Below are 25,430 nucleotides of genomic sequence, written 5' to 3' on the forward strand. Positions count from 1 at the left end.
GATCCCCCTCGCTCGGCTGCGCCTCGGCACGTCAGAGGTTGCGGATATGTGCCCAACTCTCGGGCGGTGAACCCTGGTTCGCAAGCAACGCGGCATATATCGCGGCCACCGGATCGGCGATCACGGTGGGCGGTTCGGCCGCGCCGAGCTCGGTGACGATCCGTCGGCTCAACTCGGCGGCGTACGGCGGACACCCGCGGAACACGCCCCCGTTGAGCACGGCCCGCCACGTCCCGGTCAGCCCGGCCGCGTCCCGGGCGGCGCGCACACCCGTGACCAACTCGTCTAGGCCGCCTCGCACCACCTCGCCCGCCACCGCGTCACCCGCCTGCCAAGCCACGCACACCTCGGGGGCGAGTGCGGCCACCGCGGCCTTGGGAAACGGCCCGGCGGCCAGCCGACGGGCGAGTTCGCGCGGACCCGAGGCGGCGAACAGCGTGGTCGGCCGCCCGCGCCCGTCCGCCCCGCGCACCGCGGCCCGCAGGCCCGCCTCGCCGAGCGCGTACGCGCTGCCCTCGTCGCTGCCCAGATATTCGCACCCGCCGATCACGACGGGTGGTCCCGCGTCCGGTCCGGCACTCGCCACGCAGGCCGAGCCGGTACCGGACACCACCACGACGCCGCGCCCGGACAGCGGCGGCGCCAGGAGCAGCGGCGGAACGTCGCCGGAGATCACGAGTCGACCCCGAAAGCCCCGTTCGCGCGCGATCGCGGCCAGCCGGTCGATCGCCCCCGGCGCGGTGTCCATGGTGATCGTCGAACTCGCGAACCAGCCGGTCGACACACCGCCCAGGTCCGAGGCGATCCGGGAGAGCAGTCGGACCAGCGTCTCCTCGGCCGCCGGTCCGGCCGACGCGGGGTTCACCGACTCCCGGGTGTACCGGATCGTGTCGAGCACCATGGCCGTGGTGCGCGTGCCGCCGGCGTCGATCGCCCAGTATCCGCCGACCCGGTACCCCACAGTCGAAAGCCTCCGCGGTCCGTCGAAATCCGATGTTCCGGCTCACGCTACCGGTGCGGGAGGCCGGCCGAGGACGGTGAGGGCGCAGTACGGTGGACGACACTCTGGGTCACCCGATACGGACGGAGCGTCGATGCGGCACGGCGGCGGTGTGCTCGGGCTGGTGGCTCCGGCGACGAGTTGGGGGCTGTTCTGGGGTGGCTGGGCCGCGCTGATCCCCACGCTCAAGGACGAACTCGCGCTGGACGACCGGCAACTGGGCCTGGCGCTGTTCGCGGTTCCGGTCGCGGCGGTACCCGCGATGTTGCTCACCGGGCCGCTCGCCCGGCGACTCGGGCCGCGCACGCTGCCGTTGGTGACCGCCGCGTTCGCGCTGGGCACCCTCGCCGTCGCGATGGCCGGATCCCGATGGACGTTCGCCGCCGCACTGCTCCTGATCGGCGCGGCCAGCGGCGCGATCGAGGTGGCGCTGAACGCCACCACGGCCGCACGCGAGGCGCTCACCGGCGAGCGCCTGTTCAACAAGGTCCAGGCGGCCACCCCGCTGGCGATGGTGCTCGCCGCCCCGGCGGTCGGCCTGGCCCTGCATCTGGGTGCGTCCGCGCGGGCGATCCTGGTGGTGATCGCCGTGCTGGTCGCGCTCAGCGCGGTCCTGGCGATCGATCGGCGCCGGTGGCAGGAGCAGGATCCCGGGCCGGCCGCTCGGACCGACCGCGCGCACGGCCGGCTGCTGTTCGCCCTGCTCGTGGTCGGCGCGGTCGGCGGCACGGTGCTGCTGATGGAGAACACCGTCGAGCAGTGGGGCGCGATCCATCTGACGGACGACCTCGGCGCGGGTTCCTTCCTCGCCGCGTGCGGGCCGGCCGCCTACATGGCGGGCCTGTCCGCCGGTCGCATGCTCGCCCAGTGGCGCGGCGAACGGGTCGGCGACCGTGCGCTGGTGCTCGGCGGCGGCGTGTTGGGTGGGCTCGGGCTCGCCCTCGCGGCGGCGGCCTGGTCCACCGCGAGCACGCTCGCCGGGTTCGCGCTCGCCGGCGTCGGGTTGGCCCCGGTCGTCCCGACACTGCTCGCGGCGACCGGACGCGCGGTCGGCCCGAAGCGTCGCCCACAGGCGATCTCGCTGGTCACCACGGTGTCCTATGCGGGCTTCCTGGGTGCTCCGCCACTGGTCGGCACGTTGGCCGGGCACCTGGGTCTGGGCACCGTCCTGGGCATCGTCGCGCTGTGCGGCGTCGTGGTGGTGACGGGCAGTCAGTCGCTGCGGTTGCTGCCCGCCGAGGGGACGGACGATCCGGAGTCCGGTCCAAACGACCCGGGTACGGATCCGACGGTGGACCCGGCGGTACATCCCGCGCAGGATCCGGCGGGCCGGGCCGATCGCGCGGGCGACCGGGATCATCCGGGGCGGCAGGACCGTTCGGTAGATGGCAACGGTGCGTCGGGCGAGGGAAGTTCGACCAAGGGATCGCACGGGCCGGGCGCGTCGACCGGTCCACACCGACCCGATCGGCCCAACAGGCCGCACCTGAAGGGGGTTTTCCGATGACCCGAGTCCTGGTGTTCGGGTCGGGATACATAGCCGGACACGTGGGCACCCGGTTGACCCGCCTCGGCCACGGTGTCGTGCTCGGCTCTCGGCGCCGCCCGCGCACCCCGGAGAGCCGAGGATTGCGCTGGCTTCCGGTGGACGTCGCCGATCCGCGCCAGGTGCGTACCGTCGTCGACGCGGTCCGCCCGGACGCGGTGGTGGCCGCGCACGGGCCCTCGGACATCACCTGGTGCGAAGCCGATCCGGCCGGAGCGGCGGCCGTACACGCGGCGGGCGCCCGGCATGTGGTGTCCGCGCTCGCCGGCCGGCCCGCGCGGACCGTGCTGATCTCCACGGACAACGTGTTCGCCGGACACGCGGACAGCTGTACCGAGTCCGATCCGACCGAGCCGGCCAACGCCTACGGCCGCGCGAAGCTGGCCGCCGAGGCCGCCTATCTGGCCGGCGGCGACACGCTCGTGCTGCGAGTCAGCCTGGTGTACGGCTGGGACCGGGCCGGTCTGCGGCCGAACTTCTTCACCACGTGCGCCGAACGCCTGGCCGTGGGTGCCCCGGTCGCGGTACCGGACGAGCACTGGAACACGCCGGTGCTGATCGACGACGTCGCCGCGTGGACCACCGCGCTGCTCGACTCGGCGCACACCGGCGTCGTGCATCTGGGTGGTCCGCGTCGGCTCTCCCGGGTCCGCTGGGCCCGGCACATCGCGACGACCTACGGCGTCGACCCCGCGCTGGTGACCGCCGTACCGCAGGGGGACACGGCGTACGCGTGCCGCCCGCGCAACGCGTGCCTGCACAGTGAGCGCGCCGCCCACCTGCCCGAACTGCGCGGGCTGGCCCCGGTGGACGTCTTCGCCGCGGACGCCGCGCTGATCGCCGCGCCGGCGGGCCTGCCCGCCCCGCCACGGACCCCGACCGTCCCCGACGCCCCAGCCGCCCTCGACGCCTCAGCCGCCTTCGACGCCTCAGCCGTCTTCGGAAGGGACCAGCCCTGATGGACCGTCATCTGTTCCTGGCCAGCAAGCGCGCCGCCGTCAGTTTCGCCCCGGATCCCGATCGCGGCACGCTGCGACCATGGCTCGCCCCGGGTGGTACGGGAAACGTGGTCGCCGAGCAGGCGGGCGTGCTCGACGTCACCTGGATCGCCAGCGCGGACACCGACGACGACCATCGAGCGGCCCGGGAGAATCCGGACGGCCTGGACCTGCGGCTGCGTTCGGGCCGTGACATCCGGGTCCGCCTGCTCCGGCACGATCGGGACACCTTCGATGTGGTGCAGAACTTCTTCACCGCACAGCTGATGTGGGCCGCGAACAACTACGGCTGGGACAAGTGGAAGACGCCGACCTTCGGCACCGAGACCTACGCCGCGCTGGACCGGTTCGCCCGGTTCACCGAGGACTTCGCCGGTGCTCTGCTCGCCGACTCGGCCGACGTCGCGGACCCGGCCTACCTGGTGCACGACTACCAACTCGTCGGCGTTCCGGCCAGGTTGCGGGCCGTACGGACGAACGCGCCGATCTTGCTGTTCGTGCACATCCCGTGGCCGTCCCCGGACTATTGGCGGATCCTGCCCAAGGCGATGCGGGTCGGCATCCTGGAGGGCATGTTGCCCGCCACCACCATCGGCTTCTTCGCGGAGCGGTGGTGCCGCAACTTCCTGGACTGCGTGGCGGATCTGCTACCGGACGCGCAGGTGGACCGCGACGCGGGCGTGGTGCGGTGGCGCGGCCGGCGCACCGGGGTGCGCACGATGCCGCTCGGCTACAGTCCGCTCGCCCTGGAGGCGGACCGGCCGCGTCTCCCGGAGGGGATCGCCGAGTGGGCGGGTGACGCACCACTGGTCGTGCACAGCGGCCGGACCGACCCGATGAAGAACGCCGAACGTGCGGTGCGGGCCTTCGTATCGGCCCATCGCCTGGAACCGTCGGTGCGCTCCTCCAAGTTGCTGATCAGGATGAATCCCAATCGGCTCTACGTCGAGGCGAACGCCGACTACCTGCGGCGCGTGGAGTACGCGATCGCCGAGGCGAACGCCGAACTGGGCCCGGACACCGTGCGGCTGCACTGCGACAACGAGGTCGAACACACCATCGGCTGCTTCCGTCGAGCCGACGTGCTGATGTTCAACTCGACGGTGGACGGCCAGAATCTGAGCACCTTCGAGGCGCCGCTGGTCAACGAGCGGGATGCGGACGTGATCCTGTCCGAGATGTGCGGTGCGGCCGAGATCCTGGCCCCGGTCTGTCGCACGGTCAACCCCTTCGACCTGGTCGAGCAGGCCGAGGCGCTGGTCGCCGCGTTGACCGCGCCGGCCGCCGAGCGCAAGGCGGCGGCCGAGCGGCGGCGGCGGGTGGCCGAGCCGTGGACCCTGGAGGCGTGGGTCCGCACCCAGTTGGCCTGGCTGGACGCGGACCACCGCGATGACTGAGCCGGTGGACGGGCCGTCGGCCGGGGCGGTCCAGGTCGCGCAATACCAGTTGGGCAACGCGGTGTTGGTGCGCGGCGAGGGCATTCGCTCGTGGGATTCCACCGGGCGCGAGTATCTGGACTGCGTGTCCGGGACGTTCAACCTGGTACTCGGGCACAACCACCCCGAAGTGATGGCGGCCGTACGTGAGCAGACCGAGGAACTGGTCTTCGCCTCCTCGTCGTTCCGCACCGAGCCCACCGACCGACTGATGTGCGATCTGGTCGCGCTCGCGCCGGCCGGTCTGACCCGGGTGAACCTGCGCAGCAGCGGCGGGTCGACGGCGAACGAGGGCGCGATCAAGATCGCCCGGCACCACACCGGGCGCCGTGATGTGATCGTGCCGTTCCGGGGTCACGTCGGGCAGACCATCGCGGCCACCGCGCTCAACGGCAGCAGCCGAATGCGCGCGCCCTTCCCGGTGCATGCGGCCGGGGCTCTGCACGTGCCCGATGCGTACTGCTTCCGCTGCTTCTATCGGCAGACCCCGGACACCTGCGGAATGTTGTGCGTGGAGCGGATCGAGGACTTCATCACATACGCGAGTTCCGGCAGCGTCGCGTGTGTGTTGATCGAGCCGATCAGCGGGATGGGTGGCAACATCGTGCCGCCACCCGGGTATTTCCAGGCGCTGCGGGCGCTGTGCGACGAGCACGGGATCGTGTTGATCTTCGACGAGATCCAGACCGCGTTCGGCCGCACGGGCGAGATGTTCGCGGCGGACCACTTCGGGGTCACCCCGCACATGATGACCGTCGCCAAGGGCCTGACCGGCAGCGGTCTGCCGCTCGCGGCGATCCTGACCGAGGAGCGCATGGCCGACTGGGACCGGTCGCTGCACGGCTTCACCTACGGCGGCCACACACTTGCCGCCGCGGCGGCGGTCAAGACGTTGGAGATCGTCCGCCGACCCGGGTTCCTGGCCAACGTACGCCGGGTCGGTGCGATCCTGAGCGAGCGCCTGCGGGCGCTCCAGCGCGAGCATCCCGTACTCGGCGACGTGCGCGGGCCGGGGCTGATGATCGGCGTGGAACTGGTCCGCCCGGACGGCGCGAAGGCCCCGGAGCTGGCCCAGGCGTTCCAGCGCCACCTGCACACGCGGGGCATCCTCACCCGCGTATCCGAACACGGCCTGGGCAACGTGATCGAGTTGCGCCCACCGCTGATCCTGACTCCGACGGACGCACACCTGATCGCGGACGGGTTCGGCGAGGCACTGGAGATGTTGCGGACGCGGACGACACGGACGCCTCCGGCGCCGGAGGCGCCCGGGACCGCGGTGGCACGGGCGGCCCGGGCAACAGGGGCGGCACCGGAGGTCTCCGGGGTCCCGGGAGCGCGGTCGGTCCCGGAAGCACGTGCGGTCCCCGGGACGTGGGCGACCCGGCCGGCCGCGGGGGCGCCGAATTCACCGGTTCGACCGCCCGAGTCCGGCACGGCGAACCGAGCCGCCGCCCCATCGGACTTGCCGGAATGAGGGTCGAGTTGGGCCCGGACGGCCCCTGTCTGCGGCTCGACCGGCCGGACCCGCCGGCCGGTGAGCATCGGGTGCTGATCCGGGTCGAACTGGCCGGCCTGTGCCGCTCCGACCTCAAGGAGGTGGCCCGCGAGCGGCACGGTCCCAGCCAGTTCGGCCACGAACTCGTGGGCCTGATCGCCGAATCCACCCTCGCGGATCGACTGCCCACCGGCCTTCGGGTGGCCCTGGATCCCAACGTCCGACTCGCCCGCACCACCGGCTTCGCGACCGAGATGTACGCGGCCGGGCCGGCCGACCGGCTGCTCACCGCACTCCCCCGGATCCCGGACCGAATTTCGGCCCGGCAGGCCGTGTTCGCCGAACCGCTCGCCTGCGCCGGGCACTGCGTCGCGGCGCTGGCCGGGCACCTGGGCGTGCCGCCGGCCGGCCGCCGGGTGGTCGTCTTCGGCGCGGGCGCGGCGGGACTGCTCATCGCCCGGCTGGCCGAACTGGCGGGCGCGGACGTCACGTTGGCCAATCGCAGCGCCGACCGCGCGAAGTTCCTTCAGGACCGGGGCTTCGAGGTGCGCGCCATCGCCACGCTGCCGGCCTCGGCATTCGACGCGGCGGTGATCGCGACCAGCTTCGTCCGCCCCGACATCCTGGCCGAGGCCCTGCACGTACTCGTCCCGGCCGGCCTGGCCCTGCTCTACGGCGGCACCGCGCCCGGCGACGAACTCCCGGGCCTGCCCGTCGACCTGGACCGCGTGCGCCGGCACGAACACGCGGTCCACACCACGTGGTTCGGCCGCCCGGTCACGGTGGCCGGCAGCTACGGCACCACTCCCGCCGACTTCGCCGCCGCCCTGATCACCCTCCCGAACCTGCCCCTGGAACGCCTGATCACCGAAGAGATCACCCTCCCCGAACTCCCCGCCGTGCTCCGCGACCAGATCACCGGCCGCCCCCTCGGCAAGACCGTGATCCGACCGTGATCCCACAGGCCCGAGTGGGAGCGCGTCAGAGGATCCCGAACATGACGATTTCTCCGGGCGACACCGCCCGCAGGCTTCTCGATGCGGCTCACCCGGCGGTGTTGGCCACCGTGAACGGGGACGGCGGGCCGGCGGGTTCGAACTTCGCACCGCCCTTTCGGTTCGGCCGTCACGAACCCCTCGACCGTCACGAACCCGGAGTGCCGAATCCGCGCAGTGCCCAGCGGGGACCGTTGCGGGTGAGGTCGACCCGGGCCAGCGGGCCGGCGTCCAGGTGCCAGAACACGCTCGCCGGTGCGCGGAGCGCGTGCACCGCGACGGCGCGTGCGACGATCGGATGGGTGATCGCGACCACCCGCCCGTGCCCGGCCCGTGCCTGCTCGTCGAGCCAACCCGCGGACCGGGCCAGCACCGAGGCCAGCGACTCGCCGCCGTGCGGGGTCGCTTCCGGCTCGGCAAGCCACGCGGCCACCCCCGCCGGGTCCGCGGCCAGCACCTGGTCCAGCGTCCGGCCCGCCCAGTTCCCGTGATCGCAGTCGCGCAGCGCCGGCTCGACCAGCGCGTCCGCCAGGCCGAGAGCGACCGAGGTGTCCGCGCAGCGCAACTCCGGCCCACGCACCGTCCGAGCCGGCTTCCCGCCGGCCACCGGCGCCAACCGCTCGGCCGCCGCCCGGCCGTGCGCGGTGGGCGGCTCGTCCATCGGGAAGGCGGCCCGCCCGGTGGCGACGGTGGCGGCGTGGCACAGCAGGGTGACCCGGGTACTCACGATGTGCCCTTGGCGTCACGACGCCCGACCGGCCGGACGCGTCCCACCCGCTTCGCCCGCTCCACCCCGTTCGTCACGATCCACTCCGCCCGATCCGCCCGATCCTTCCGGTTCAAGACTTGCACAAAAGATCTCGTCCGACGGCCCGCACCCGTTGACCCATCGGCGGCCGGCCCCTAGATTCCGATCGACCTCGCGTCGCGACGAGGAAGCCGGTGTGACTCCGGCACGGGCGCGCCACTGTGATCGAGCCACCGACCCCGCGCGAGCGGGACCCGGCGGCCGTGAGTCAGACCCTCCCGCGACGCACCCCGTATCCGGGCGCGTTGCCCCGAAGGAGGATTCCGTGGCTCAGGCCGCCGTTCCCCGTCCCGCCGTCACACCGATCACGATTCCGGTCAAGGCGATCCTGCCCTGGGCCGCGTTCGCCGGGGCGTTCCTGCTGTTCCTCATCTACTTCGTCGCCTCCGAGCAGGGCGCGGTCGCGCTCTTCTCCGGATCGGGTGTGCACGAGTTCGTGCACGACGGACGACACCTGCTCGGCTTCCCCTGCCACTGACGGCTGCGCGGTCCACCGCGCGGCACGTCCGGAAGAACAGGTAGCGACCCGTCGACGAGGCGGGTCGCCACACAGGAAGTCGACATCACGCATGGTGCGAAATCTGTTGATCCGCGGCATGCTCACCGGCGTGCTCGCCGGGGTTTTGGCGTGGGTGTTCGCGTGGGTCTTCGGTGAGCCGGAGGTCCGCAACGCGATCGCCTTCGAGGAACACGAGGCGAGCGCGCACGGCGACCATCCCGAAGAGGAGATCGTCAGTCGGGGCGTGCAGAGCACGATCGGCATGCTGACCGGCGTGGGGGTGTACGGGATCGCGATCGGCGGCCTGTTCGCGCTCGTCTTCGCCTTCGCGTACGGCAGGATCGGGCCGTTCGGACCCCGTGCGACGGCCGGGCTGCTGGCGCTGCTCGGGTTCGTGACGGTGATCGTGGTGCCGTTCCTGAAGTACCCGGCGAACCCGCCGGCGGTCGGCGACCCGGACACCATCGGGCGACGCACCGCGCTGTACTTCGGCATGCTCGCGCTGTCCGTACTGTCGGCGGCGGCCTCGGTACTGCTCGCCCGACGGCTGACCCCGCGTCTTGGGGTCGAGAACGCCGTCCCGCTCGCGGTCGCGGCGTTCGTGGTCGCGGTCGGCGTCGTGATGTGGGCGATGCCCACGGTGAACGAGATCCCGGCCGAGTTCTCGGCCGTCGTGGTATGGCGCTTCCGGGTGGCCTCGCTCGGCATCCACACCGTCATCTGGACCACGTTCGGCCTGGTCTTCGGCCTGTTGGCGGAACGCGTGCTCTTCCCCGCCGCCGATCCGCGACCCGACTCGCGGGTCCCGGCCGCCGCCGGTTGATCGGGTCGGTCCACGAGCGCCGGCCGGGCCTTCCCAGGCCCGGCCGGCGCTCGTGACCGCCACCTCAGGGCGCGAAGTGATCGAGCGCCGCGAAGCGCACGCCGGTGAGGTTTTCCGATACGTCCCACAAGCGCGTGGCCACGGCCTCGTCGAGGGCCTTCGGGGACGGGGTCATCCGCTTCGGGCCGGGCCCGTAGAACTCCCCGCCGCGCGCCTCGGGCGAGGTCGCCGCGAACAGCGACGGGATCGCGCCCTTGTCGGCGGACTGGAGGAACAGCCGCATCATCAGGCTCATCACGCGGGGCAGGGCACCGATGTTGGTCGCCGTGGTACCCGGGTCGCAGGCCAGACTGAGCAGGTCGACACCGGCTCCGTCGGCGCGACGTTGCAGTTCCAGGGTGAAGAGCAGGTTGGCCAGCTTGGACCGCGCGTAGCTCGAGTTCCGTCCGTACTTGCGCTCCGCCTGGAGGTCGTCGAAGTCGATCTCGCCTTCGGCGTGGTTGTCGCTGGAGACCGTCACGACCCGCGCGCCCGGGCCGGCCAGCAGAAGCGGCAGAAGCAGTCCGGTCAACGCGAAGTGGCCGAGATGGTTGGTGCCGAACTGCTTCTCGAACCCGTCGGTGGTGACCTGGCGCGAGATCATCCCGACCCCGGCGTTGTTGACCAGGAGGTCGATCCGGTCGAGCCGGTCGACCAGCGACTTCGCCAGGTCTCGGACCGAGGACAGGTCGGCCAGGTCCAACGGTACGTACTCGACGCGGGTGGACGAGGCGCGGCTGCGAATCTGTGCGACGGCCGCGTTGCCCCGTTCGGGGCTGCGGCAGGCGACGAACACATGGGCGCCGCGCAGGGCCAGTTCGAGCGCGGTGGGCAGGCCGATGCCGCTGTTCGCACCGGTGACCACGGCGGTGCGGCCGGTCAGGTCGGGAATGTTCACCGTCGGATCCCCTCTACGCCGTGCGTGCGGCGTCCAACAGGGCCCGGACCGCCGCGGTCGTCCGGGTCGCGTTCTCCTCCGGGGTCGCCTTGCGCAGGTCCTCGGACAGCACCTCCACCGACAGCGGGACGTCGACGCCCTTGTCCGCCAGGGTGCGCACGATGCGCACCAGGTCGAAGTCGCCCTCGCCGGGCAGGAGCCGGCTGTTCACGCAGTCCTCCTGCAGACTGCCGTTCGGCTCGGCGGCACCGTCGCACAGCTCCACGCCGGTGATGTGCCGGGCCTCGACCCGGTCCAGGGCGGCGAAGCCGTGCGGGTCACGGGACAGGTGCCACGCGTCGATCAGGAGGCCGCCGTTGGGTCGGTCCGCGGCGATGACCACCTCGGCCGCGACTCCGTAGTGGAACGCGGGGAATACGGCGAAGGGTTCCAGCTCCATGGTCAGCCCGCGGGCGGCGGCCCGGTCGCACAGCGCGGCGAAGCGCTCGGTGATCTGCTCGATCGGCGCCAACTCGGCCGGCGGGAAGAACACCGCCGACGTCTTCACCCGAGTGGCCCCGAACAGGTCCGCCCAGGCGAACAGTTGCTCCTCGGACGCGCGCGCGTTCGCGCCCTCCTCGCCATCGGCGTGCCAGCCGAGCAAGAGCTCGAGCTCGCCGACCACGACGCCATACTCCTTGAGTATGCCCAGGATCGTCGCCTCCGACTCGGTGGCCAGGAGCGGTTCGAGCTCGTAGCCGCCCATGCCCATCCCGGTGGATCCGACCCCCGCCACCGCGGCGACCCGATCCCGGAACGAGTCCCGAACCGGTTCGGGCCAGATCGAGCCCGCCAGGTGCGGGTGGGCGAAGAACGGATTCCGCTGGTCGAGAAGGCTCATGTCGTCGTGATCTCTCTCATCCGTGGTGTTCGGTGTCGGGCACATCGGCGATTCGGATATACGCCTCATTGAATCCGTGCCCCGTGACGCGGTGCCAGGGCCGCGTACCCCTAAACGCAGCCGATGTCCCCCTATCCGAAGCGCGCTCCGCGCGGTTCGGGCACGACACCAATCGCCTTTTCGTACACGGGAGTTGAACCTAGGGGCAGACCTGCGGCACTTAGGGGTCCACTCCCCTGGCCCGCCCTTCGGCCCCATGACATCAATGAAATGTATTCGGCGCCTTCGCGCCCCGAATCCAGTCGATTTCAAGAATGGGGTTCGACACCGTGACATTCACGCTCACCGCCGGCCGGCGGGTCAGCCTAGAGGAAATCGAGTCGGCCGTACGGAACTCGATTCCCGTGGCCGTGGACGACGATGTCCGCAAGCGGGTCCGTCGGTCCCGGGAAACGTTGGTTTCCTTCGTGGACGCCGGGCGTGTGGTCTACGGGGTCAACACCAGCATGGGCGGATTCGTCGATCGGCTCGTGCCGGTCTCGATGGCGCAGGAGTTGCAGGAGAACCTGATCAACGCGGTGGCCACCAACGTCGGTGCGCACCTGGACGACCACTCCGTACGCGCGATCATGCTCTCCCGCATCGTTTCCCTCGCGCGCGGGAATTCCGCGATCTCCGAGGAGAACTTCGACAAGCTGATCGCGGTGTACAACTCCGGGGTCGTGCCGTGCGTACCGGAGAAGGGCTCGCTCGGCACCAGCGGCGACCTCGGTCCGCTCGCCTCGATCGCACTCGTCTGCGCCGGTCAGTGGAAGGCGCGGCTGGACGGCGAGACGCTGTCCGGCGCCGAGGCGCTGCGCCGGGCCGGCTTGGAGCCGATGAAGCTCAGCTTCAAGGAGGGCCTGGCGCTGATCAACGGTACGTCCGGCATGGTCGGCCTGGGCAGCCTGGTCTACCAGCGGGCCCGCCGGCTGCTCGACGTCTACCTCCGGGTGTCGGCCCTGTCGATCGAGGGGCTGCGCGGCATGACCAAGCCGTTCGACCCGCGTGTGCACCAGCTCAAGCCGCACCTGGGACAGCGGGAAGTGGCGGCAAAGCTTTGGGAGTTGCTAGCCGACTCGGGGCTCGCCCGAAACGAGCAGGACACCGAGGACGTGCTCGCGAGCGAGATGGGCACGATCGTCAAGAAGGGCTCCGAACCGATCGAGGACGCGTACTCGATCCGCTGCACGCCGCAGATCCTGGGCCCGGTGCTGGACAGCATGAACACCATCGCGGGCACTCTGGCGGACGAGTTGAACTCGTCCAACGACAACCCGCTCGTGCTGCCCGACGAGGACGACGTCTTCCACAACGGGCACTTCCATGGTCAGTACGTGGCCATGGCCATGGACCACCTGGTGATCGCACTGGCGACGCTGACGAACCTGTCGAACCGCCGCGTCGACCGCTTCATGGACGCGAGCAACAGCAACGGCCTGCCCCCGTTCCTGTGCCGCGAGGAGCCGGGGCTGCGGTTGGGGCTGATGGGCGGTCAGTTCATGACGGCCTCGGTGACCGCGGAGACCCGCGCACTGGCCGTGCCGATGTCGATCCAGTCGCTGACCACGACGGCGGACTTCCAGGACATCGTCTCCTTCGGATTCGTCGCCGCGCGCAAGGCCCGCGAGGTGCTCACCAATGCCACCTACGTGGTGGCCTTCGAGCTGCTCTGTGCCTGCCAGGCCGTGGACATCCGCGGCGCGGAGGGCCTGTCCTCCGAAACCCGCGAGCTGTACGAGCGGACCCGCGCGCTGATCCCCTACCTGGATCGGGACGTCACCATCACCGACTACGTCGAGGCGATCGCGCGCGAAATTCTCTCCTGAGTACTTCGGCGAATGCGGAGCGGTCCCGCTCTCTCGCCGACGCACCACCGCAAAGAAGCCAACCGAGAGCGCCGCCGATTCCGAACCACGGAATCGGCGGCGTTTTCGTTGGGCTTCGTGAAGCGGTAGGGGTCACCCGATGCGTGCGCCCCCCGATCGATCGGCGATCGGGGGGCGTACGTCGAAATATCGGGTCGGTCAGCCGGAATTGCTCCGGCGAGCCGCCCGCAACAGGTCGGCCACATCCATGCTTTGCAACGCCGCGCCGCGATCCTCCTCGACCGGCTGATCCGGGGCGCTGGCCCCGTCACCGGCCTCGGCGAGCGCCAGCAGCGCGGACAACAGACCCGTCTCGCGCAACCGACCGAGCGGGATCGTCGCCAACGCCTCGCGCACGGACGCCTCCTCTTGATCGGCGGCTGGCAACGGCTCCGCGTCGGGGACGAGTTCGGACAGCAGGTAGCGAGCCAGCGCGTGCGGATCCGGGTAGTCGAACACCAGCGTCGCCGGCAACCGCAGTCCGGTCGCCGCGCCGAGCCGGTTGCGCAGCTCGATCGTGGTGAGCGAGTCGAACCCGAGGTCCTTGAAGGGCCGTTCGGGTGCGATCGCCCCCGCCCCGGAATGACCGATCACCACCGCGGCCTGTTCCCGGACCAGCTCCAGGACGGCCGCGCCGCGCTCGTCGGCGGGCAGCGCGGCCAGCCGTTCGGGCAGGCTCGGCGCGTTCGTCGCGTCGGTCGCCGCCCGTACGGTTCGCCGCGCCGGGCCGCGGACCAAACCCTGGAACAGCAGCGGCAGTTCCCCGTTCGCGGCGAGCACTCGCACGTCCAGTGGCACCGGTACGACGGTGGCCTCGTCGAACATGGCGGCAGCGTCCAGCAGCGCGAGGCCCTGGTCCGGAGTCAGTGCCCTGGCGCCCTTGTTCGCCATCCGCGCCAGGTCGGCCTCGCCCAGCCCGCCGCCCATGCCGCCCTCGCTCGCCCACAGCCCCCAGGCCAGCGACTGACCGGGCAGGCCCAGGTCGCGCCGATGCCGGGCCAACGCGTCCAGGAACACGTTGGCCGCCGCGTAGTTGCCCTGCCCGACACCGTCGAGCACCCCCGCAGCCGAGGAGAACAACACGAATGCCGCCAGGTCCGCGTCCCGGGTGAGTTCGTGCAGGTGCCAGGCCGCGTCCACCTTGGGACGCAGGACGGTGTCCATCCGCTCCGGAGTCAGCGCAGCGAAGACCCCGTCGTCGAGCACGCCCGCCGTGTGGATCACCGCTGTCAACGGGTGCGCCGCGGGAACCTCGGCCAACAGGTCGGCCAGCGCCGGGCGATCGGACACGTCGCAGGCGACCACCCGTACCTCCGCCCCGAGCGCGCGCAGTTCCGCCACCAACTCCTCGGCACCGGGCGCGGCCAAACCGCGCCGACCGACCAGAAGCAGCCGCCGAGCGCCATGACGGGTGATCAGGTGCCGGGCCACCAGGGCGCCGAGGGCGCCCGTGCCGCCGGTGACCAGGACCGTGCCCTCGGGGTCCGGTCGCCGCGGCATGGTCAGCGCGAGCTTGCCGACGTGCCGGGCCTGGCTCAGGAACCGGAACGCCTCCGGCGCCCGACGCACGTCCCAGCTCCGGACCGGGAGCGGGCGCAGCGCCCCGGTCGCGAACAACGCGGTCAACTCGACCAGCATCGCCTGGATCCGGTCGGGTCCGGCGTCCATCACGTCGTACGCCTGATAGCTGACGTCCGGGTGATCCGCGGCAACCTTGTCGGGGTCGCGCAGGTCGGTCTTGCCCATCTCCACGAAGTGCCCGCCGTTCGGCAGCAGGCGCAGCGAGGCGTCCACGAACTCCCGGGCCAGCGCGTTCAGTACGACGTGCATGCCCGCGCCGTCGGTGGCGTCGAGGAACTGCTCCTCGAAGTCGAGCGTGCGCGAGTCGGCGATGTGCGCGCCGTCCAGACCCAGGGCCGCCAGCGTGTCCCACTTGCCGCGTGAGGCGGTGCCGAACACCTCGGCGCCCAGGTGTCGGGCCACCTGGAGGGCGGCCATCCCCACGCCGCCGGTCGCCGCGTGCACGAGTACCCGCGCGCCTGCGCGGGTGTCGGCCAGGTCGACCAGTCCGTACCAGGCGGTGAGGAACACCAGGGGCACGGTGGCCGCCTGCTCGAACGACCAGCCGTCCGGGATCCGGGCGAGCAGCCGATGGTCGGTCACCGCGACCGGCCCGAAGGCGTTCTCGAAGATGCCCATGACCGGGTCGCCCGGGCGCAGCCCGTCGACGCCGGCGCCGACCTCCACGACCACCCCGGCGCCTTCGCCACCGATCCGGCCGCCGCCCGGGTACATCCCGAGCGCGACCAACACGTCGCGGAAGTTGACGCCGGCCGCGCGCACCGCGACCCGGACCTGGCCGGTCGCCAAGGCGGCGTCGGGCTCGTCCGAGGCCACCAGGGCCAGTTGGTCCAGGGTCGTGCCGGCGGCTTCCAGGCGCCAGGCTCCCGCGGGTGGCACCAGGCCCGCGCCGGAGGCGGCGGTACGCAAACGCGCCACGTAACCCCGGCCGTCGCGGATCAGGGCCTGCGGCTCCCCGGCGGCCAGGATCGCGGGCAGTACCCGGGCCACCGCGCCCGGGCCGTCCGCGTCGACCAGGACCAGCCGATCCGGGCTCTCCGCCTGCGCGGCCCGCACCAGGCCCCACACCGCGGCGCCGACCGGATCGGTGACGGCCTCGCCGTCCAGGGCCATGGCGCCCTGGGTCGACACCACCAGCCGGGCCTGCCCGAACCGCTCGTCGGCCAACCAGTCCTGCACGGCGACGAGTACCCGCGAGGTGAGCGCTCGTACCGCGTCGGGCACCTCGGCCCGTTCGTCCGGGGAATGCGGCGCGCACGGAAGCAGCACCGTGTCGAGCCCGGTCAGGGTGCCGGCCGCGACGGCCTCGCCCAGCGCGGCCAGGCTCTCGTACGAACCGGGCAGATCCGTGCCCACCGACACGAACGACGGCGCGCCCAGGAACGAGTCGGCCGGGCCGATCGGCTCCCAGGCCATCCGGAACAACGAGCCGTCGAGCGCGGATCGGCCGGCCAACTGCTCGGCCGACACCGGCCGCGCGACCAGCGACTCCACCGACAGTACGGGCCGGCCGTCATGGTCGGACACCTCGATCGAGGAGACCTCGGCGCCTTGCACCCGTCGTAGCCGGACCCGCAGCGACGCGGCGCCCGCGGCGTGCAGCCGGACCCCGTTCCAGGAGTAGGGCAGCAGGGTGGCGCCGCCCTCCTCGGCCAACGCCTCGGCGTGCAACGCGGCGTCCAGGAGAGCGGGATGCAGACCGTAGCGACCGGCCTCGCCGTGTACCGACTCGGGTAGCGCGACTTCGGCGAACACTTCCTCGCCGCGCCGCCAGGCCGCGCGCAACCCCTGGTAGGTGGGCCCGTACCCGTAGCCCCGGGCGGCCAATTCCGCATAGCAACCCGAGACATCGAGCGCCGTGGCGCCCACCGGCGGCCACGGCTGCGGGTCGGCGGCCGGCGGCTCCGCGATCGCGGCCGGACGCAGGACACCCTCGGCGTGCCGTGTCCACGCAGCGTCGACCGCGTCCTCGGCCCGCGAGTGCACGGTCAGCACCCGTCGACCGCTCTCGTCCGGTCCGCCGACCTGTACCCGGACCCGGACGCCGCCCTCCTCGGGCAGCACCAACGCCGCCGCCAGGGTCAGTTCCTCCACGATCGCGCAATCGACCTCGTCGCCGGCCCGGATCGCCAACTCCACCAGCGCCGACCCGGACACCACCACTCGGCCGAGGATCACATGGTCGGCCAGCCAGGTCTGGTTGGCCGCGGAGAGTCGGCCGGTGAACAGCACGCCGTCGGACTCCGGCAGGGCCATCATCGCGCCCAGCAGCGGGTGGTCCGCCGCGTCCACGCCGGCGGACGTCACATCGCCGACCCCGGCCGCCGGCGTCAGCCAGTACCGCTCCCGCTGGAACGCGTAGGTCGGCAGCGCGACTCGGCGGGCACCGTGACCGGCGAAGAACGCGTCCCAGTCCACCGGCGCGCCACTCACGTGCAGTTCGCCCACGGCGGCCAACAGCGTCGACAACTCGGAGCGGCCCTTGCGCAGCACGGGGAGCACCACGGGGGCGGCACCCTCCTCGGCCACGTTCTCCCGCACCATCGCGGACAGCACACCGTCCGGGCCGAGTTCGACGAACCGGGTCACGCCGCGCGCGGTCAGCGCGCGCACGCCGTCGGCGAAGCGCACCGCCTCGCGCACGTGGCCGACCCAGTACTCGGCATAGGTGACATCGGCACTGCCGCCGGTGACATTGGACACCAGCGGAATCACCGGCGACGCGTACGAAACGCCCTGCGCCACCTCGCGAAACTCCTCCAGCATGGGTTCCATCAGCGCCGAGTGGAACGCGTGCGAGGTGCGCAGCCGCTTGCTCCGGCGCGTACCGAACCGGGCACCGAACTCGGCGACGAACCTGGTGACGGCGGCCTCTTCGCCGGAGACCACCACGGACTTCGGCCCGTTGACCGCCGCGAGATCGACCGGGCCGGTCAACCACGGAGCGACTTCGTCCGGATCCGCCTCGACCGCGACCATCGCCCCGCCCGCCGGCAGAGCCTGCATCAACCGGCCGCGTGCGGCCACCAATCGTGCCGCGTCGGGCAGCGACAGGACACCCGCGACGTGGGCCGCGCTCAGCTCGCCCACCGAGTGGCCCATCACCACGTCCGGCCGGATACCCCAGGACTCGAACAGGCGGTACAGGGCCACCTCGACCGCGAACAGCGCCGGTTGCGCCTGGGCGGTGTCGTCGAGACCCGCCTTGTCACCCCACATCACCTCGCGTATCGGACGCTCGGTCCAGCGGTCCAATTCGGTGCACACGGTGTCCAGTGCGGCGCGGAAGACCGGGAACGCCCGGGCGGCCTCCCGTCCCATGCCCAGCCGTTGGCTGCCCTGGCCGGTGAACAGGAAGGCCGTGCCGCCGACGTGCACGGTGCCGCGCAGCACGCCGGGTGATGGCGTGCCTTCGGCCAACGCCGCCAACCCGCGCAGGAATTCGGGTCGATCGATCCCCGAGACCACCGCGCGGTGCTCGAACGCCGCCCGGGTCGTGGCCAGGGCCCGGCCGACGGCGGCGAACCCGTCCTCGTCCGGCCCGATGTGCGACCACAGCCGACGCGCCTGGGCCCGCAGCGCCTCCTCGGTTCGACCGGAGAGCACCCACGGCACCGGGCCGGTGTGCGGCGGTTCGGGTGCGGCAGCCGGCGCCTGGGGCGGCTGCTCCAGGATCACGTGCGCGTTGGTGCCGCTGACCCCGAAGGACGACACCGCCGCCCGCCGCGGCCGACCCACCTCCGGCCACGCCCGCGACTCGGTCAACAACGCGACCGCGCCGGCGGACCAATCCACCTCCGGTGTCGGCTCGTCCACATGCAGCGTCATCGGCAACACGCCGTGCCGCATCGCCTCCACCATCTTGATGATTCCGGCCACACCCGCGGCGGCCTGCGCGTGGCCGATGTTCGACTTGATCGACCCCAACCACAACGGCCGATCCTCGGGACGATCCTGTCCATAGGTCGCCAGCAGCGCCTGTGCCTCGATCGGATCGCCCAACCGGGTACCGGTCCCGTGCGCCTCCACCGCGTCGACATCACCGACGGACAACCCCGCACCCGCCAGCGCCTGCCGAATCACCCGTTGTTGTGCCGGGCCGTTGGGCGCGGTCAACCCGTTCGACGCGCCGTCCTGATTCACCGCCGAACCCCGCACCACCGCCAACACCGGATGCCCGTTGCGCAGGGCGTCGGACAACCGCTCCACCAGGAGCATTCCCACGCCTTCGCTCCAACTGGTGCCATCGGCGGCGGCGGAGAAGGACTTGGAGCGGGCGTCGGCCGCGAGGCCGCGTTGCGCGCTGAAGTCGACGAACGTCTTGGGCGTGGACATCACGGTCACCCCGCCGGCCAGCGCCAACGAGCACTCCCCCGACCGCAACGCCTGCGCGGCCAGGTGCAGGGTCACCAGCGACGACGAGCACGCGGTGTCCACCGTCATCGCCGGACCTTCCAGGCCCAGCGTGTAGGCGAGTCGGCCGGAGGCCATGCTCCCCGCGCTGCCGATGCCGAGGTAGCCGGCCAGTTCGTCGGGCGCCTCGGCCAGACGGGTGGCCCAATCGTGGTACATCACGCCGGCGAACACGCCGGTACGGCTGCCGCGCAGCGTCGTGGCGTCGATGCCCGCCCGTTCCACGGCCTCCCAGGTGGTCTCCAGGAGCAGCCGGTGCTGCGGGTCCATGGCCAGCGCCTCGCGCGGGCTGATGCCGAACAGCGCGGGGTCGAAGTCGGCCGCCTCGTGCAGGAATCCGCCTTCGCGGACGTAGCTCTTGCCGGGCTTGCCCGGTTCCGGGTCGTAGAGGTCGTCCACGTCCCAGTCCCGATCGCTCGGGAAGCGGGTGATGCCGTCGCGTCCCGAAGCGACCAACTGCCACAGGTCCTCCGGCGAGCCGACGCCGCCGGGGAACCGGCAGGCCATGCCCACGATGGCGATCGGTTCGTCGACGCCGACCGAGGCACGCGCGAAAGTGTTCACCGCGGACTCGGTGTTCGTCGCCTTTGACCGGATGAAGTCGGCCAGCGCCCTGGGCGTCGGATAGTCGAACGTCAAGGTGGCGGGCAGGCGCAGCCCGGTCGCGGTGCCGAGCGCGTTGCGCAGTTCGACGGCGGCGAGCGAGTCGAAGCCGATCGTGGTGAAGGCCCGGTCCGGGTCGATCGACGCCGCGCCCTCGTGTCCGAGGACGGCGGCGACCTGGGTGCGGACCACGTCCAGTACGTACGGATGCCGTTCGCCGTCCGGGAGTTCGGCCAGCCGGCGGGCCAGGGCGCCGGCGCCCGTGGCGCGGCCGGCGCTCGCTCTGCGGACGGTGGCGGGTACCAGTTCACGCAGCAGCGCCTGTACCCCGCCGGGGCGGTTGCGCAGCGCCACCGGGTCGATCCGCAGCGGCAGCAGCGTCGCTCGGTCGGTACCGAGGGCGCGGTCGAACAGGGCGAGGTTCTCCGCCACGGACAGGGTGACCAGGCCGGAGCGTTCGGCGCGGCGCAGCGTGGTGTCGTCCAGGCGTCCGCCCATGCCGTCGGTGCCGCCCCACAGGCCCCAGGCCAGCGAGGTCGCGGGCAGGCCGGCCGCTCGGCGTTGTTCGGCCAGGGCGTCCAGGAAGACGTTCGCCGCCGCGTAGTTGGCCTGCCCGGGAGCCTCCAGGACGCCCGCGCCGGAGGAGAACAGGACGAACGCGGACAGGTCCAGTGCGCGGGTGAGTTCGTGCAGGTGCCAGGCCCCGTCGACCTTGGGCCGAAAGACCGTGTCGACGTCGTCGGCGGTCAGTGCGCCGATCAGGTTGTCGGCGATCACACCGGCGGTGTGCACCACGGCGGTCAGCGGGTGCTCGGCGGGTATGGCGGCGAGCAGTTCGGCCAGCGCGCTGCGTTCGCCCACGTCGCAGGCGGCGATGGTGACCTCGGCGCCCAGTTCGGTCAGTTCGGCCCGGAGCCGGTCCGCGCCCGGTGCCTGCGGTCCGCGTCGACCGGCCAGGAGCAGTCGGCGTACACCGTGTTCGGTCACCAGGTGGCGCGCCAGGTGGCCGGCCAGGCCGCCGGTGCCGCCGGTGATCAGGACCGTGCCGGGTACGGGCCAGCGCGTGGCCTGCGGGCTCTCCGGGACGCGGGCGAGTCGCGGTACCAGGACGGTTTCGCCACGCAGCGCCAGTTCGGGTTCGCCGGCGGGCAGCTCCGGCAACGTGGCGGCACCGTCCAGGTCCGCGAGTACGAACCGGCCCGGGTGTTCGGCCTCGGCCGAGCGCACCAGACCCCACAGCGGGGCCAGGGCGGGATCGGCGGGCTTGTCGTCGGGGCCGGTGGCCACTGCGCCCGTGGTGACCAGCACGAGGCGGGACTCGGCGAAGCGTTCGTCGCCGGACCAGTCGCGCAGCAGGTCCAGGAGTCGGATGGTGGCGGCGCGGGCGGCGACGGGCGGTGCGCCCTCGGCCGGTTCGAGGTGTACGACCACCGCGTCCGGCACCGGGGCGCCGGCGGCGATCGCGGCGCCGAGTGCGGCGAGGTCGCGGTGGTCGGTCCCCAGCACGGCCCGGGTTCCCCGGGAGGCGGGCGGCGCGGGCGCCAGAGGTGTCCAGCGCACGTGCAGCAGCGCGTCGTCCCGGGACGCCCGGGCGCGTTGCAGCTGCCCGATGTCGACGGCGCGGACCGCGATCGAGCGTACGGTGGCCACGGGGTCGCCGTCCGCGTCGGCGATCGACGCCGAGACCGCGTTCGGTCCGGTCGCGGTGATCCTGACCCGCAGCGCCGCGGCGCCCGCGGCGTGCAGGGACACGCCGGTCCAGGCGAACGGCAGGCGGGTCTCGCCGCCGTCGGCGCGGTCGTCGGCGAACGCCATGGCCTGGAGCGCGGAGTCCAGCAGCGCGGGGTGCAGGCCGAAGCGGTCGGCGCGCGAGCGCTCCCCGTCGGCGAACGCGACCTCGGCGAACACGTCCTCACCGCGCCGCCACACCGCGCGCAGGTTGCGGAACATCGGTCCGAACTCGTAGCCGTCTCGGGCCTCTTCGCGATAGAGGTCGGTGATGTCGATCGGCTGGGCGCCGGCCGGCGGCCACGCCACCAGGTCGAACGCGGCCGCGGCCGGCTCGGCGCCGGCGGCCGGCGCCAGCATGCCGCTCGCGTGTCGGGTCCAGTCGTCGCCGTCGTCGGCGCGCGCGTGCACCTCGACCGGCCGCCGGCCGGTGTCGTCCGCCCCGCCGACGGTGATCTGCAGGGCAACGCTCGCGCTATCCGGCAGCGCGAGGGGCACCTCCAGGGTGAGTTCGTCGACGGTGGCGCAGCCGATCTCGACGCCGGCCCGGATCGCCAGTTCCACGAACGCGGTTCCGGGCAGCAGCACGACGCCGGAGATGACGTGGTCGGCCAGCCAGGGCTGGGTCTGGGTGGAGAGCCGGCCCGCGAGCACCACGCCGTCGGAGCCGGCCAGGCTCACCACGGCGCCCAGAAGCGGGTGTTCGGGGTTGCCCAGACCGGCCGCGCGGACATCCGCGGGGGCGGTCCCGTCCAGCCAGTACCGACGGCGCTGGAAGGCGTACGTGGGCAGTTCCACCCGGCGGGCGCCGCGGCCGGCCCAGTACGCCGCCCAGTCGACCGGTGTACCGCGCACGTGGGCGGCGGCCACGGCGGCGACGCATTCGTGTTCCTCCGACCGCCCCGCCCGCAGGAGCGGTACGAAGAGCGTGTCCGGGCCGTCGGCGGGCAGGCAGGCCGGTCCGAGCGCGGACAGTACCGGGTCCGGGCCCAGCTCCAGGAACGTGGTCACGCCCTCGGCGCCGAGCCGGCGAACGGTGTCGCCGAAACGCACGGGTTCGAGCACGTGCCGCACCCAGTACGCCGCGTCGGGGGTGAACGGGTGCCCGGTGATGCCGGACACGACGGGGATGGCCGGCGTCCGATAGGTCATCGCCTCGGCGATCCGCCGGAACTCGTCGAGCATCGGCGCCATGAGCGGCGAGTGGAAGGCGTGCGAGGTGCGCAGGCGCTTGGTCCGGCGGCCGGTGAATCGGGCCACGACCGCCGCGACTTCGTCCTCGTCACCGGAGATCACCACCGAGTCGGGGCCGTTGATCGCGGCCAGGCTCACCCGATCGGTGAGCAGCGGCGTGACCTCGTCCTCGCTTGCCTCGATCGCGACCATCGTGCCCGTCGACGGCAGTTCCTGCATCAGTCGGCCGCGCGCCGCGACCAGCAGGGCGGCGTCCTCCAGGGACATCGCGCCGGCCACATGGGCCGCGCCCAGTTCGCCGATCGAGTGTCCGGCCAGATAGTCGGGGACCACGCCCCAGGATTCGAGGAGTCGGTACAGCGCCACCTCGACCGCGAACAGCGCGGTCTGCGCGTACGCGGTCTGCGCCAGGAGGGCGGCTTCGGGTGTGTCCGGCGCGGCGAACAGCACATCGTGCAGCGGCGGTTCGAGTTGGATGTCGAGATAGTCGGCGACCTCGTCCAATGCGCTCGCGAAGACCGGGAAGGTGTCGTACAACTCCCGTCCCATCGCCAGGCGTTGGCTGCCCTGCCCGGTGAACAGGAAGGCCAGCCTTCCGGCCGTCGCCGTGCCGCGTCGGATGCCGGGCGCGGCCTGGTCCTCGCCGATCGCCCGCAGTGCGGCCAGCAGTTCCTCGCGGTCGCGGGCCACGATCGCCACGCGGTGTTCGAGGGCGGTTCGGGTCACGGCGCTCGAGTACGCCACGTCGCGCGGTGTGGGCGCGTCGGCGGAGTCGAGCAGGTCGAGCAGGCGACCGGCCTGGGCGCGCAGGGCCGGCTCGTTGCCGGCGGAGAGCAGGACCGGGTCGATCCGGTGCGCGTCGGGTTCGACCGCGGGCTCGCCGGCGTCGGTGCGCGGCGCCTCCTCGATGATCACGTGCGCGTTGGTGCCACTGACCCCGAAGGACGAGACACCGGCCCGGCGGGGTCGGTCGGCCGTCGCCGGCCACGGCTGCGCTTCGGTGAGCAGGCGCACCGTCTCGCCGGACCAGTCGATGTGCGGCGAGGGCTCGTCCACGTGCAGGGTGCGCGGTAGTTCGCCGTGCCGGATCGCCTCGACGATCTTGATCACCCCGGCCGCGCCGGCGGCGGCACCGGTGTGGCCGATGTTCGTCTTGATCGAACCGAGCCACAGTGGTTGCTCCGGCGAGTGGTCCCGGCCGTAGGTGGCGATCACCGCCTGCGCCTCGATCGGGTCGCCCAGGGTGGTGCCGGTGCCGTGCGCCTCGACCACGTCGACCTGGTCCGCGGTCAGGCCGGCGTCGGCGAGCGCCTGGCGGATCACCCGTTGCTGGGCCCGGCCGTTGGGCGCGGTCAGGCCGTTGCTGGCGCCGTCCTGGTTCAGCGCGGACCCGCGCACGATCGCGAGCACCCGGTGTCCCTGCCGGCGGGCGTCGGCGAGCCGTTCCAGTACCAGAACGCCCGCGCCCTCGGCGAAGTTGGTGCCGTCGGCCGCGGCGGCGAACGCCTTGCACCGCCCGTCGGGGGCCAGGCCGCGCTGCCGGCTGAACGTGGTGAACGTGCCCGGGCTGGTGATCACGGTGACCCCGCCGGCGAGGGCGAGCGTGCACTCGCCCCGGCGCAGCGACTGCACGGCCAGGTGCAGCGCCGCCAACGAGCCGGAGCACGCGGTGTCGACCGTCAGCGCGGGGCCCTCCAGGCCCAGCGTGTAGGCGATCCGCCCGGATACGATACTCGGCGCGGTACCGGTCATCAGGTGGCCGTCCAGGCCGTCCGGCGCCTCGTGCACGCGCGGTCCGTACTCGTGTGGCTCGACCCCGATGAATACTCCGGATCGGGTGCCGCGCAGCGGACCCGCGTCGATCCCGGCCCGTTCCAGGGCCTCCCAGCAGGTCTCCAGGAGCACCCGCTGTTGTGGGTCCATCGCGGTGGCCTCGCGCGGGCTGATCCCGAAGAATTCGGCGTCGAACTCGGCGGCGTCGGGCAGGAATCCGGCCTGCCGTACGTAACTCGTCCCGGGAGTGTCCGGGTCCGGGTCGTACAGCGCGTCCAGGTCCCAGCCCCGATCGTTCGGGAAGGGGGCGATCACGTGCCGGCCGTCCGCCACCAGGCGCCACAGGTCCTGCGGCGAGGCCACGTCCCCGGGGAAGCGGCAGCCGATGCCGACGATCGCGATCGGCTCGTCGTCGGCCCGTGCGGTGGGCGCGGGTTCGGGATCGTCCTCGGCGATGCCCAGGAGTCGGGCGCGCAGGTGTCGCGCGAGCTCGGCCGGCGTCGGATGGTCGAAGCCGACCGTCACCAACAGCTCCAGGCCGGTCGCCCCGACCAGCCGGGCGTGCAATTCGACCAGGCCGAGCGAGTCGAGGCCCAGTTCCCGAAAGGGTCGGTCGGGACCCACCGAATCGCCGGGCCCCGGCGGGGAGTCACCGTCCTCGGGCCGGATCTTGCGCAGCACCGCGAGCGTGTGCTCGCGGACCAGGTCGAGCAGTACGCCGGTCTGCTCGGGCCTGGACAATTCGGCCAACCGTCGGGCGAGTTCGCCGCCCGAAATCGTCGCAGCGTTCCAGGACTCAGTCATCCGAGCA

13 protein-coding genes are annotated in these 25,430 nt (G+C 72.4%); 8 read left to right on the forward strand and 5 right to left on the reverse strand.

The features are described 5' to 3' along the window. Positions 1–31: 31 nt before the first annotated feature. On the reverse strand, positions 32–961 hold the full coding sequence (locus tag A3IC_RS62070; RefSeq protein ID WP_020550014.1) for a BadF/BadG/BcrA/BcrD ATPase family protein: 930 nt from the start codon (positions 959–961) through the stop codon (positions 32–34). A 133-nt stretch (positions 962–1,094) separates the two neighbouring features. On the opposite strand from A3IC_RS62070, the gene A3IC_RS53570 reads away from it, so the two are divergent. The 5 genes from A3IC_RS53570 to A3IC_RS0110510 are packed head-to-tail and all read left to right on the forward strand — an operon-like array spanning position 1,095 to position 7,434. Continuing rightward, positions 1,095–2,507 carry an MFS transporter gene (locus A3IC_RS53570; protein ID WP_020550015.1) on the forward strand — a complete coding sequence of 471 codons (1,413 nt, stop codon included), beginning with the start codon at positions 1,095–1,097 and terminating at the stop codon, positions 2,505–2,507. Then, positions 2,504–3,505, forward strand: coding sequence for an SDR family oxidoreductase (locus tag A3IC_RS53575; protein WP_020550016.1), 1,002 nt, complete (start codon positions 2,504–2,506; stop codon positions 3,503–3,505). The genes A3IC_RS53570 and A3IC_RS53575 overlap by 4 nt, the downstream gene beginning before the upstream one ends. Then, the gene (locus A3IC_RS0110500) at positions 3,505–4,941 is read left to right on the forward strand and encodes a trehalose-6-phosphate synthase (protein ID WP_020550017.1); all 1,437 of its coding nucleotides are present in this window, start codon (positions 3,505–3,507) and stop codon (positions 4,939–4,941) included. The genes A3IC_RS53575 and A3IC_RS0110500 overlap by 1 nt, the downstream gene beginning before the upstream one ends. Further along, complete coding sequence (locus tag A3IC_RS0110505) at positions 4,934–6,457, forward strand: aspartate aminotransferase family protein (protein WP_020550018.1); 1,524 nt, start codon at positions 4,934–4,936, stop codon at positions 6,455–6,457. Before A3IC_RS0110500 ends, A3IC_RS0110505 begins: the two co-directional genes overlap by 8 nt. Continuing rightward, a complete protein-coding gene (locus tag A3IC_RS0110510; RefSeq protein ID WP_026218102.1) occupies positions 6,454–7,434 on the forward strand; it encodes an alcohol dehydrogenase catalytic domain-containing protein in 981 nt (326 codons plus the stop codon). The genes A3IC_RS0110505 and A3IC_RS0110510 overlap by 4 nt, the downstream gene beginning before the upstream one ends. Before the next feature lie 187 nt (positions 7,435–7,621). On the opposite strand, the gene A3IC_RS0110515 is transcribed toward A3IC_RS0110510, so the two are convergent. Then, a complete protein-coding gene (locus tag A3IC_RS0110515) occupies positions 7,622–8,200 on the reverse strand; it encodes a histidine phosphatase family protein (RefSeq protein ID WP_020550020.1) in 579 nt (192 codons plus the stop codon). Between the two features lie 346 nt (positions 8,201–8,546). Between A3IC_RS0110515 and A3IC_RS70765 the strand changes: the two genes are divergently transcribed. Beyond that, entirely contained in the window at positions 8,547–8,759 is a 213-nt protein-coding gene (locus A3IC_RS70765; RefSeq protein WP_020550021.1) for a CbtB domain-containing protein, read from the forward strand. 91 nt (positions 8,760–8,850) lie between these two features. After that, positions 8,851–9,603, forward strand: a complete 753-nt coding sequence (locus A3IC_RS0110530) for a CbtA family protein (protein ID WP_020550022.1) — start codon at positions 8,851–8,853, stop codon at positions 9,601–9,603. Between the two features lie 64 nt (positions 9,604–9,667). Here the strand turns inward: A3IC_RS0110530 and A3IC_RS0110535 are convergent, their stop codons facing one another. Both A3IC_RS0110535 and A3IC_RS0110540 read right to left on the reverse strand, forming a co-directional pair. Continuing rightward, on the reverse strand, positions 9,668–10,540 hold the full coding sequence (locus tag A3IC_RS0110535) for an oxidoreductase (RefSeq protein WP_020550023.1): 873 nt from the start codon (positions 10,538–10,540) through the stop codon (positions 9,668–9,670). A gap of 13 nt (positions 10,541–10,553) precedes the next feature. Continuing rightward, positions 10,554–11,420 carry a sugar phosphate isomerase/epimerase family protein gene (locus A3IC_RS0110540; protein ID WP_020550024.1) on the reverse strand — a complete coding sequence of 289 codons (867 nt, stop codon included), beginning with the start codon at positions 11,418–11,420 and terminating at the stop codon, positions 10,554–10,556. A gap of 314 nt (positions 11,421–11,734) precedes the next feature. Between A3IC_RS0110540 and A3IC_RS0110545 the strand changes: the two genes are divergently transcribed. Next, positions 11,735–13,288: a phenylalanine aminomutase (D-beta-phenylalanine forming) gene (locus A3IC_RS0110545; RefSeq protein ID WP_020550025.1), complete on the forward strand. Its 1,554-nt coding sequence runs from the start codon at positions 11,735–11,737 to the stop codon at positions 13,286–13,288. A gap of 198 nt (positions 13,289–13,486) precedes the next feature. On the opposite strand, the gene A3IC_RS0110550 is transcribed toward A3IC_RS0110545, so the two are convergent. Further along, positions 13,487–25,423 (reverse strand): type I polyketide synthase, encoded by an 11,937-nt coding sequence (locus A3IC_RS0110550; protein WP_020550026.1) that lies wholly within the window; start codon positions 25,421–25,423, stop codon positions 13,487–13,489. Positions 25,424–25,430 lie beyond the last annotated feature (7 nt).

This window comes from Embleya scabrispora DSM 41855, from assembly GCF_000372745.1.
In the GTDB taxonomy this organism is placed as follows: domain Bacteria; phylum Actinomycetota; class Actinomycetes; order Streptomycetales; family Streptomycetaceae; genus Embleya; species Embleya scabrispora.

Bases quoted from the DNA above. Each gene is read 5' to 3' on its own strand.
- A3IC_RS53570 (WP_020550015.1), top strand. From the start codon at position 1,095: ATGCGGCACGGCGGCGGTGTGCTCGGGCTGGTGGCTCCGGCGACGAGT.
- A3IC_RS53575 (WP_020550016.1), top strand. From the start codon at position 2,504: ATGACCCGAGTCCTGGTGTTCGGGTCGGGATACATAGCCGGACACGTG.
- A3IC_RS0110500 (WP_020550017.1), top strand. From the start codon at position 3,505: ATGGACCGTCATCTGTTCCTGGCCAGCAAGCGCGCCGCCGTCAGTTTC.
- A3IC_RS0110505 (WP_020550018.1), top strand. From the start codon at position 4,934: ATGACTGAGCCGGTGGACGGGCCGTCGGCCGGGGCGGTCCAGGTCGCG.
- A3IC_RS0110510 (WP_026218102.1), top strand. From the start codon at position 6,454: ATGAGGGTCGAGTTGGGCCCGGACGGCCCCTGTCTGCGGCTCGACCGG.
- A3IC_RS0110530 (WP_020550022.1), top strand. From the start codon at position 8,851: ATGGTGCGAAATCTGTTGATCCGCGGCATGCTCACCGGCGTGCTCGCC.
- A3IC_RS0110540 (WP_020550024.1), bottom strand. From the start codon at position 11,420: ATGAGCCTTCTCGACCAGCGGAATCCGTTCTTCGCCCACCCGCACCTG.
- A3IC_RS0110545 (WP_020550025.1), top strand. From the start codon at position 11,735: ATGGGGTTCGACACCGTGACATTCACGCTCACCGCCGGCCGGCGGGTC.
- A3IC_RS0110550 (WP_020550026.1), bottom strand. From the start codon at position 25,423: ATGACTGAGTCCTGGAACGCTGCGACGATTTCGGGCGGCGAACTCGCC.